The 442-nt window shown below is 69.5% G+C and carries 1 pseudogene; it reads left to right on the forward strand.

Features of this window, described 5'->3' with window-relative positions:
- Nucleotides 1-442: pseudogene (locus GVL52_RS32150) on the forward strand (dihydroorotase); the annotation flags it as partial.

The raw sequence follows: 442 nt of genomic DNA on the forward strand, positions 1-442 counted from the left end.
GGCCATGCAGAAGGCCGGCCTGCTGCTGCTGGTGCACGGCGAGGTCACGGGCAGCGAGGTCGATCTCTTCGACCGCGAGGCGGTGTTCATCGAGCAGCAGCTCATCCCGCTGCGCCGCGATTTCCCCGAACTGAAGATCGTCTTCGAGCACATCACCACCCGCGAGGCGGCACAGTACGTGGCCGCCAGCGATGCGTACACCGCGGCCACGATCACGCCGCAGCACCTGCTGTTCAACCGCAACGCCATCTTCACGGGCGGCATCCGCCCGCACTACTACTGCCTGCCAGTGCTCAAGCGCGAGACGCACCGGCTCGCGCTCGTGGAGGCCGCCACCGGCGGCAGCCCGAAGTTCTTCCTCGGCACCGACAGCGCGCCGCACGCCGCCCACCTCAAGGAGCATGCCACCGGCTGCGCGGGCTGCTACAGCGCGCACGCGGCC

Source organism: Rhizobium sp. 18055 (genome assembly GCF_902706285.1).
Taxonomy (GTDB): Bacteria; Pseudomonadota; Alphaproteobacteria; order Rhizobiales; family Rhizobiaceae; genus Rhizobium.